This window comes from Haloferax sp. s1 (assembly GCF_058382125.1).
This window is the reverse complement of the sequence record NZ_JBZRPK010000612.1, coordinates 1-9,780: the sequence shown is the minus strand read 5'-3', so window position 1 is coordinate 9,780 and position 9,780 is coordinate 1. Positions and strand designations below refer to the sequence as shown.

Sequence of the window (9,780 nt, the reverse complement as noted above, 5' to 3'; positions counted from 1 at the left end):
CAGTGCGGCCGGCCGACTGGGGACAGTTGTCGAACAGGGGGCGGGCGGGGTATCGAATCCGGTGGCGAGTTGGCTTCAGGACTTGCAGGCGACGCTCGCGCAGGTTGTCACGACGGAGGAGCGCATCGGTATCTCGGTGGCACCCGTGGCGCTCGCGTTCGGGGTGGCGATTTTCCTCGCACCGCGCGTCGTCTCTCGAGCATCAGTGATGTTCCACAAACGGGTGCTTCAGCACTCGAAGGTCCCTGACTCGGTCACCGACGTGGCGTGGATATTCCCGGCGACGGTTATCGTCCGGGCCCTCCAACTCGGGGTCTTCGTCCTCGTCTCACTTTCGTTGCTGCGCCTGAGGGGCTATCCGGGTCTCGCTTCGAGTCCCGCGTCGGTAATCGCGATTGCAGTCCCAAACGTCCACAAAATCGCGGCGCCAGTCGCCCTCCTCGTCGGGGCTTTCGTCGGGACGAACGTCCTCGAAGAACAACTCGAATCCTACGCCCGAAACGTCGACCACATCAACGCCCACCAACAGGGTATCGTCTTCCGCGTGCTCCAACTCGTCGTCCTCCTCGCCGTGGGGATGGCGACGCTCACCGTCTGGCAGTTCAAAATCGGCGGCCTGCTCGTCGGTGCCGGATTCCTCGGTATCGTCGTCGGTATGGCCGCCAGACAGACGCTTGGTTCGCTCATCGCCGGATTCGTCTTGATGTTCTCCCGGCCGTTCGAACTCGGCGACTGGGTGAAAATCAACGACGCCGAAGGCATCGTCACCGACATCACCATCATCAACACCCGCCTGAGCAACGCAGACGGCGAGACAGTCGTCTTTCCGAACGACCGCGTGACCAACGCGAAAATAACGAATCGAACGAAGCGAAACCGGCTTCGACTCCGAATCGACGTCGGCATCGACTACGACGCCGACATCGAACACGCCGAAACGGTCGCACAGGAAGCGCTGACCGACCTCACGTTCGTCGAAGAAGTGCCAAAGCCGCAGGTGATGCCGACGACCTTCGGCGATTCGTCGATTGGCCTCCAACTGCGATTTTGGATTACGAACCCGTCGGCACCGCGCCGCGCGCAGGCGAACGCGGAAGTCCTCCGGAGCGTCAAAACCGCCTTCGACCGCGAGGGAATCAAGATTCCGTACCCGCAGCGCGAACTTCTCGCTCGCGAGGAGTCGACAGGATTCAACCTTCGGAGCGAAGAAAACGACCAAGCCGACGCACGGACACAGTCGGCGCAGTCGAACGACTGACGAACCAACCGAACGGGCTACGGTCTACTTTTTGTCGAAGTGTTCGAGACTCTCGTCGAGGGCGTCGGCCGCCGCGCGCTGTTCTTCGGTCACATCGACGATTGTCTCGGATACCATCGAGATTTCTTCTGCGCCGCGATTCACGTCTTCGAGCGCCGCAGCGACGGCTTCGACGGTGTCAGCCTGGTCGTCGCTGGCGCGTGAGAGTTCGGTAATCCCGTCTGTCGCTTCGGAGACATCTTCCGTTGCTTCGGTTAACGAGCTAACGGTCTCCGACATCGACTCGTCGGCCTCGATGACGTCCTCGTGCGTCTGCTCGACAAGGTTGACTGTCTTCGTGGCCCGGTCCTGAATAGTGTCGATTCGCTCGGCAATTCGCTCGGTGTGCGACTGCGTCTCGTCGGCGAGCGATTTCACTTCGCCGGCGACGACCGCGAAGCCTTCACCCGCCTCGCCAGCGCGGGCAGCCTCGATGTTCGCGTTGAGTGCGAGGATGTTCGTCCGGTCCGCGATATCGGAAATCACGGCGGCGACTTCCTCGATTTCGACCATCTCGTCTTCGAGGTCCGCCACGGTATCGACGAGATTCTCGCTTCGGTGTTTCACTTCGTCCGTAACCGTCTGAGTCTCTTTTGTCGATTCGAGTGACGACTGGATGTTGTCGCGGGCACGCGACGAGGCGTTTGCGACCTCTGTCGAACTCGCTGCAACCTCTTCCATCGTCGCACTGAACGACTCCATCTCGTCGCGAACGGAGGCGAGTTCCTCCTGCTGCTCGGTGGTCTGTTCGAAAATTCCCTCGGCGGCGGAATCGGCGGTATCGACGAACGAGGCGAGGTCGGAAGCGTGGACTTCCATCTCCTGTACGACCTGCTCGAATCGCTCGGCTGTTTCGTCGACCGCATCGAGAATGTGGAGCAGTTCGTCGTCGATATGCTCGGTCGAATCGAGGTCGTAGTTGACTCGTCTATCCAACTGGCCGTCGGCGAGCGCTTCGAGCGTTTCGGTCACTTCGGAGACGAGACCATGAAGCGCATCTCGGCGTCGTATCTCTTCGCTCTGGTCTTGGACGATTTCGACGACGGCTTCGAGGTCTCCGTCGTCGTCGAAGACGGGAATCACCTTGAACGAGAGATGAGCCGTGTTTCCGCCAGCGTTTGTGAGCGCCCGTTGGTCGATGTACACGGGTCCGGCAGGGAGGTCTCTCCGTTCGACATCGTACAGGCTGTCCGCATCCCGTGGATTCTCCTGTACCTTTCCGGCGAGCGTCTTGGCTTCGTCGTCGTCTTCGTAGGTAACGAGTTGGGCAGCTTCCGACTCAGAGAGACCGATAATCTCCTCACGCGGAATTTCGAACATCGCCGCCGCCGTTTTGTTCCACTCGATGACAGTCCCTTCGCCGTCGAGGGCGAAAGCAGGCATCGGAAGCGCGTCTAAAATAGGTTCAGCGGCCATCTGTGGCGACCCGCCCGTCTCTGCCTGTGTCTCTGAACTGGTCACTGCCCCCACGACAAGTGACGAGAGCGCGTTGAGCATGCCCGAAGGACGAATGAGGAACCGTATATAGATATACTGCCGATTATCTCATTTGATTTTCTTAGACATACTTATGTCTGGGGTCGAATATGTATTTTACACTGTCATGTGTTGTCGTGGTCCGTGGCTAGAGTCTCTTTTCCATCTTGACGTGCGGGATGCCAGCCTCGTCGAACACGTCGCTCGTCGTTTCGTAGCCTAACTCGTGGTAGAACCCTTCCGCGGAGGTTTGGCCGTGAAGTAGGAGGCGGTCGAAGCCGCGTTCACGGGCTTTTGCTTCGAGTGCGTCCATCAGTCGTCGACCCCATCCTTCTCCACGGGCGGATTCGAGGACGGCAACGCGTTCGACTTTTCCGACCGCAGATTCGCTCTCACGCAGTCGGGCCGCACCGACTGCTTCGCCGTCCTGATAGCCGACGAAGTGGACCGCAGGCGAGTCCGGTTCGTCGTACTCGTCCCACTCTAATTCCTCGTCAACGTCCTGCTCGTCTACGAATACGGTCTTTCGGACGAAAAACGCGTCCTCGCGCTCGGCGTCGGTGGTGACGACGCGGACTTCGGTTTCGGTCATGAGCGGTGATTTAGCGGGTGAGTACCTGATGGTTGCGGAGACGGCACTCTCCGACGTGGTTCACGCGCCCGACGCCGCGTTTTCGCTTCCGCCTACGTGCTCCGTCTCCGGGAACTCACCAGCCAGCGTCCACCCGAGGCGATACACGAGCGTCCCTGTTGCGAGCGTGAGACCACCCCAAACGACGAGCAGTATCGCCATGAACACCGGCCCCCAGCCACCGATGGGTAGTGCTGGAATCGTAAAGGTGACAGGGGCTAAGACGATGGCAAACGCGATTGGACGCGTCTCACGTCCTCGGCGAGCACCGTAACCGAATGGGAGGAACAAGACGACGGCCGTCCCGAGCGCGAGCGCGCTCGGGATGTTCCATGGAACCGACGGCGCGGTCACAACCGAGACGGCAACGGCGGCGACGACCGGCGGGACAACGGCCGCGGCGACGAGTCGCCGGAAGGTGAGGACTTCGGGTCGCTTCGCCGCCACGAGTCCGAACGCCATGAGTTGCAGGCCGAGTACCCACGCCATGACGCTGGTACCTCCCGAGAACATCCCGAGCGCAACGAGACAGAGCGACCACACCACACCGAGTGCCGTGACGACCGTACCGAAGCGTGCCTGTGAATCCCGGCCGTCGTCGAACCGGCGGTTGAAATGCTGAACGAAGAGAATACCGAGTATCAGCATGAGCGTCGGAATGAACGCGACCCGGACGAGGTCAGAAAGCAGATTTGGCCCCGAGTCGACAGCGATACTCGCGTAGGCTGCGGCCGTGGTCGTGAGGCCCCCATCTGGTCCGAAGGTGAGGTACGTCTGACTGTGGACGGTCGACTCGTACTGTTCACTATCGCCCCACGTCGCCGCCGTCTCGTTGGTCGCCGCTTTCGGCGGGTTGGTGAGGAGGTGTGACCCCTCCGGGCCGGTGACGACGAACCGGTCGGCACCGACGTAGACGTGTCGCCTCTCGGTCGGGTCGTTGAAGTAGTCCACGAGAAGCACGTCTCCGACGCCGTGCGAGGCCATCTCGGGGACAGTAAAGGTCACGACGACCGTGTCGCCGGCGATTCGGCTACTGAGGTCGTGGGGGTCGTCGACGAGACCCCACCGCTCTTCGAACGTCCGTCGGACAATACTATCGAGCAGGCTCGGATTCTCGCGGAAGGTTGCGGCGGACTCGTCGTCTACTGTCACGCGGGCCGTCCAGTGACCGACGCCGTCTTCGTCTATTTGGACGCGGACCGTACTCGACTCGACAGTGAGGTTGACGCCAGCATCGTCCGCAGTCTCTTCGAATCCGTGGCCGCAAACGACACAGACTGGTTCGGGTGGTGGACTGGCCATTGTCGCCGTCGTCGCGACGGGGAGCACCGCGGCGACGAGCAGGAGAGCGAAGAACAGAGAGCGGAATCTCATTCACGCCTGAAATTCAGCCTAGGTGATAAGTATCTTCCCCCGCGACAGCAACCCACAGAAACGACACCCCTTTTCGTCCGCCGCGAAAATGCGAATTCATGGACCCGAAGCGGGAACTCACGAGCGTCGACCTCGCGGCCCTCGTCACCGAGATGAACCGGTACGAGGGGGCGAAAGTCGACAAGGCGTACCTCTACGGCGACGACCTGCTTCGCCTCAAGATGCGGGACTTCGACCGCGGTCGCCTCGAACTCCTCTTGGAAGTCGGCGACATCAAGCGCGCACACATCGCCGCGCAGGAGCACGTCCCGGACGCGCCCGGTCGCCCGCCGAACTTCGCGATGATGCTCCGTAATCGGCTCAGCGGGGCCGACTTCGCGGGCGTCGAACAGTACGAGTTCGACCGCATCCTCACGTTCACGTTCGAACGCGGTGACGAGAACACGAAAATCGTCGTTGAACTGTTCGGACAGGGCAACATCGCGGTGCTCGACGAGACGGGCGAAGTCGTCCGCAGTCTGGAGACGGTGCGCCTCAAATCGCGAACCGTCGCACCGGGGTCGCAGTACGAGTATCCGTCCTCTCGACTCGACCCCCTTACCATCAGCCGAGACGCGCTCGGTCGCCACATGGAGCAGTCGGATACCGACGTGGTTCGAACCATCGCAACGCAACTGAATCTCGGTGGCCTCTACGCCGAAGAGTTGTGTACCCGTGCTGGCGTCGAAAAGACCCTCGATATCGCCGACGCGACAGACGACCACTACGACGCTATCTACGACGCAATCGTCAACCTTCGACAGCAAGTCCGCTCCGGCGAGTTCGACCCACGCCTCTACACCGACGACGACGATTCGGTCGTGGACGTGACGCCGTTCCCGCTGCAGGAACACCAGAACGCGGGACTCGACGAAGAGGCGTACGACACGTTCAACGAGGCACTCGACGAGTACTTCTTCCGTCTCGATTTGACCGCGGACGAGCAAGAAGCCACGTCGAACCGCCCCGACTTCGAGGAACAAATCGCCAAGCAAGAACGCATCATCGAGCAGCAAAAACAGGCCATCGAGGGCTTCGACGAGCAAGCAAACGAGGAGCGCGAGCGCGCCGAACTCCTCTATGCGAACTACGACCTCGTCGACGACGTGCTCTCGACGGTCCGCGAGGCCCGCGAACAGGGCGTCCCGTGGGACGACATCGCCGTGACGCTCGACGAAGGCGCAGAACAGGGCATTCCCGCTGCGGAGGCCGTCACGAACGTCGACGGCGCGAACGGCACTGTCACCATCAAACTCGACGACGCGACTGTCACCCTCGACGTGTCGATGGGCGTCGAAAAGAACGCTGACCGACTGTACACGGAAGCAAAGCGCATCCAAGAGAAAAAACAGGGCGCGCTCGCGGCCATCGAAGACACCCGCGAGGAACTGGAGGCAGCAAAGCGCCGCCGTGACGAGTGGGAGGCGGACGACCAAGAAGACGAGAGCGACGAAGACGAAGAACCGGAAGAGACCGATTGGCTCTCGCTCGACTCGGTGCCGGTCAAGTCGACGGAACACTGGTTCGAACGGTTCCGCTGGTTCCACACGTCCAGCGGCTACCTCGTCGTCGGCGGCCGTAACGCCGACCAAAACGAGGAGTTGGTGAAGAAGTACATGAGCAAACACGACCGCTTCTTCCACACGCAGGCCCACGGCGGGCCGGTCACACTCCTCAAGGCCACGGGACCGAGCGAACCCGCACAGAAGGTCGACTTCTCGGAAGAGACGCTTCAGGAGGCCGCGCAGTTCGCCGTTTCGTACTCCTCCATCTGGAAGGAAGGTCGGTTCGCGGACGACGCCTACATGGTCGAACCGTCACAGGTGTCGAAGACGCCCGAATCCGGCGAGTACATCGAAAAAGGGAGTTTTGTCATCCGCGGCGACCGTCGGTACTTCGAAGACGTGCCCGCGAAAGTCGCCGTCGGCATCCAGTGCGAAGACGAGACGCGAGTCATCGGTGGCCCACCGTCTGCCATCGAGACGCGTGCGGAGACGATGCTGACGCTCACTCCCGGGCAGTACGCCCAAAACGACGCTGCGAAGTTGTGCTACCGCCGACTACGCGAGCGCTTCGCCGACAAATCGTTCGTCAGAAAAATCGCATCACCCGACCAGATTCAGGAGTTCCTCCCACCGGGCGGGAGCGACATCGTAGACGGGTAATCGGCGAGTAGAGGGATTGAAAGACCCGGTTTCGGGATTAATTCTCAATTATTCTGTTGAGACTAGTACAAGATTATATACTTTCTCGGCGTAATGTTCGCCCGAGCGCGTGTGTCACATACTAACGGGAACTCGGCTCGATGTCCCGTGGTTCGGTGACTGCGCTCGGTGATTCCAATGCTTTCAGAATCAATCGACTACCCCAGAAACGGAGAGGACTGGGTAAAGACGGTCCTCATCGGCGGTGTACTCACACTGTTGAGCGGCTTGATTATCCCGATGTTCCTCGTCATCGGGTACCTGCTTCGGGTCGTTCGCGCGACTATGAAGGGTGACGAGGAACCCCCCGTGTTCGACGAGTGGGGTGATATGACCGTCGACGGTCTGAAGGGCTTCGTCATCGCGTTCGTGTATAGCCTCGTCCCAGCGCTCATTGCCGGCGTCTTCGGCTTTGCAGGCATTATGAGTGCCGTCGCCGGTAACGGCTCGCAGACGGCGGGCATCTTCGGCGGCATCGTTGCACTCGTCGGCCTCCTGGTCGCGTTCGTCCTCGGCCTCATCGCCGCCTACATCATCCCGGCAGCGCTGTCGAACTACGCCGAGACCGACCGCATCGGTGCGGCCTTCGACTTCGGGACACTTCGACCGATTCTCACCTCGGGGAAGTACGCCACCGCATGGCTCATGGCCTTCGTGGTGCTGTTCGCGGCGACCGTCGCTATCAGTATCCTGAACGTCATTCCGTTCGTCGGTTTCATCATCGGCACCATCGCCGGCCCCTTCGTGACGTTCTACGCCGCCATCGCCGCATACTACATCATCGGCAGGACGTGGGGTGAACTCCACGACATCGAGATGATGGATGAAGGTGGGACGACTGGTGAACAGCCAGCCGTCTGAGCCGTCAACTAAAATAAGACTTTTCAGCGGAATATCTAAACCGATAGCGGAGCGATAGCTTGCCGTCATGCTCTCCGACGCGCTGAGGTTTATGCCGCAAAGCGACGATTGGCTTGCTACCACCGCAATCGGTGGTATTCTTGCCCTCGTCGCGACTGCGCTGCTGTTCCTTTCTTTCGTCGTCCCGCTCCTGTTTTTCCTCTCAGTACCGTTTGTGCTGGTTGCGACGGCACTACTTCAGGGGTACTACGTCAGGTCCATGCGGGCCGCCGCGGATGGGACGAAAGAAGCACCGTCGTTCACCGATTGGGGCGGACTCGTCGTCGACGGCCTGAAGTTGCTCGTCGTCTCGTTCGTCTGGAGTTTCGTCGTGTTGATTCCGATGTTCGTCCTCCCGGTCGTCCTCGAATTCGGTTCGGCCGCCACCGAGTCGATACCGCAGTCCACAACCGCGGCCACGCAAGCGACGAACCTCGGTCTCGGCATCGTTGGCGTCGTCGGGGGGCTGCTCATCATCACTCTCGCGCTTTTCGTCTCCTACGTGGTTCCCGCCGCCGGAGCGAACTTCGCCATCGAAGGGAATCTCGGTGCTGGGTTCCACGTCCGAACGATTCTCAAAGGCGCGTTCACTAGCGAGTACGCCATCGCATGGGTACTCGCACTCCTCATCTTGATGGTAATCGGAACAGTCGGGAACCTCCTGTCGATTATCCTCGTCGGATTCTTCATCAGCTTCTACGCGCAGGTGGCGTCGTTCTACCTGTGGGGCCGGGGCTACGCCGACGGTCTCGGTCGGACGTCTGGTTGGTAACCGCGATAGCAGGACTCTTTTCCGTTCCGCGACGACCGGACGTATATGCGTATTTCGAGCCGCGGTCGAGGCGAGGAAGGGCGCGAGCGAATCACGCTCGTCCCCGAGAACGTCGACGACCTCTGGCACCTCTCGTACGTCCTCGAACCGGGGGATTTGGTCTCCGGCGACACCACCCGCCGCATCCAACGCGACGACGACCAGATGCGGGACACCGGCGGGGAGCGGGAACACCTCAACGTGACCATCGAAGTCGAAGACATCGAGTTCGCCCGATTCGCCAATCGCCTCCGCGTCGGCGGCGTCATCGTCTCCTGTTCCCGCGAAGACCAACTCGGCCACCACCACACGCTCAACGTCGAAGAGCGCGCCGAGATAACCATCGAGAAGCACTTCAAAGCCGACCAGATTGACCGCATCGAGACGGCCGAGCAGGCCGCCGAGAATCCTGATGTGGCAATTGCGACGGTCGAAGAGGGCGCGGCCTACATCCACACCGTCGCCCAGTACGGCACCGAGGAGTACGCTTCGCTCACGAAACCGACCGGGAAAGGCGAGTACGCGCGCCCGCGCTCCGAGTTGTTCGATGAACTCGGAGCGGCGCTCTCGCACCTCGACGTGGACGCTATCATCCTCGCGGGACCGGGCTTCACGAAGAACGACGCGCTGGACTACTTCGAGAACAACTACGCCGAGGTCGCCGAGAACATCGTTACCACCGTCGACACCGCCGGTGTCGGCGACCGCGGCGTCCACGAAGTGCTCAAGCGTGGTGCGGTCGACGACGTACAGAAACAGACCCGAATCGCCGAGGAAGCGAACCTCATCGACCAGTTGATGGAGAACATCTCGACGGGCGCGAAAGCCGCCTACGGCATCGAACAGGTGGCCGAAGCGGCCGAGTTCGGTGCCATCGAACAGCTTCTCCTCCTCGATTCTCGACTCCGCGCGGAGCGACAGAGCGAAGGCGACTGGGACATCGACGTGAACGACGTTATCGACTCCGTCGAACAGAAAGGCGGCGAGGTGACCGTCTTCTCCGCGGAGTTCCAACCCGGTGAGCAACTGAAGAACCTCGGCGGTATCG

Annotated in this window: 8 protein-coding genes; 5 read left to right on the top strand and 3 right to left on the bottom strand. The window is 61.0% G+C overall.

Annotated elements, in window-relative coordinates; genetic code table 11:
* Positions 1 to 61: 61 nt before the first annotated feature.
* Positions 62 to 1,258 (top strand): mechanosensitive ion channel family protein, encoded by a 1,197-nt coding sequence (locus tag QT222_RS12735; RefSeq protein WP_491477390.1) that lies wholly within the window; start codon positions 62 to 64, stop codon positions 1,256 to 1,258.
* A gap of 24 nt (positions 1,259 to 1,282) precedes the next feature.
* Here QT222_RS12735 and QT222_RS12730 read toward each other — a convergent pair whose 3' ends face one another.
* The 3 genes from QT222_RS12730 to QT222_RS12720 all read right to left on the bottom strand — a co-directional run bounded on the left by QT222_RS12730 (position 1,283) and on the right by QT222_RS12720 (position 4,778).
* On the bottom strand, positions 1,283 to 2,794 hold the full coding sequence (locus QT222_RS12730) for a methyl-accepting chemotaxis protein (protein ID WP_004060384.1): 1,512 nt from the start codon (positions 2,792 to 2,794) through the stop codon (positions 1,283 to 1,285).
* A 127-nt stretch (positions 2,795 to 2,921) separates the two neighbouring features.
* Complete coding sequence (locus QT222_RS12725; RefSeq protein ID WP_491477389.1) at positions 2,922 to 3,365, bottom strand: GNAT family N-acetyltransferase; 444 nt, start codon at positions 3,363 to 3,365, stop codon at positions 2,922 to 2,924.
* Positions 3,366 to 3,425: 60 nt separating this feature from the next.
* A complete protein-coding gene (locus QT222_RS12720; RefSeq protein WP_491477388.1) occupies positions 3,426 to 4,778 on the bottom strand; it encodes a hypothetical protein in 1,353 nt (450 codons plus the stop codon).
* Positions 4,779 to 4,876: 98 nt separating this feature from the next.
* Here QT222_RS12720 and rqcH point away from each other — a divergent pair, with 98 nt between their 5' ends.
* The 4 genes from rqcH to QT222_RS12700 form a co-directional block, all read left to right on the top strand.
* Positions 4,877 to 6,982: a ribosome rescue protein RqcH gene (rqcH, locus tag QT222_RS12715; RefSeq protein WP_491477387.1), complete on the top strand. Its 2,106-nt coding sequence runs from the start codon at positions 4,877 to 4,879 to the stop codon at positions 6,980 to 6,982.
* A 177-nt stretch (positions 6,983 to 7,159) separates the two neighbouring features.
* A complete protein-coding gene (locus tag QT222_RS12710) occupies positions 7,160 to 7,882 on the top strand; it encodes a DUF4013 domain-containing protein (protein WP_491477386.1) in 723 nt (240 codons plus the stop codon).
* Between the two features lie 67 nt (positions 7,883 to 7,949).
* Positions 7,950 to 8,693: a DUF4013 domain-containing protein gene (locus QT222_RS12705; protein WP_004060379.1), complete on the top strand. Its 744-nt coding sequence runs from the start codon at positions 7,950 to 7,952 to the stop codon at positions 8,691 to 8,693.
* Positions 8,694 to 8,738: 45 nt separating this feature from the next.
* On the top strand, positions 8,739 to 9,780 hold a 1,042-nt coding region (locus tag QT222_RS12700; RefSeq protein ID WP_491477385.1), incomplete at its 3' end, for an mRNA surveillance protein pelota.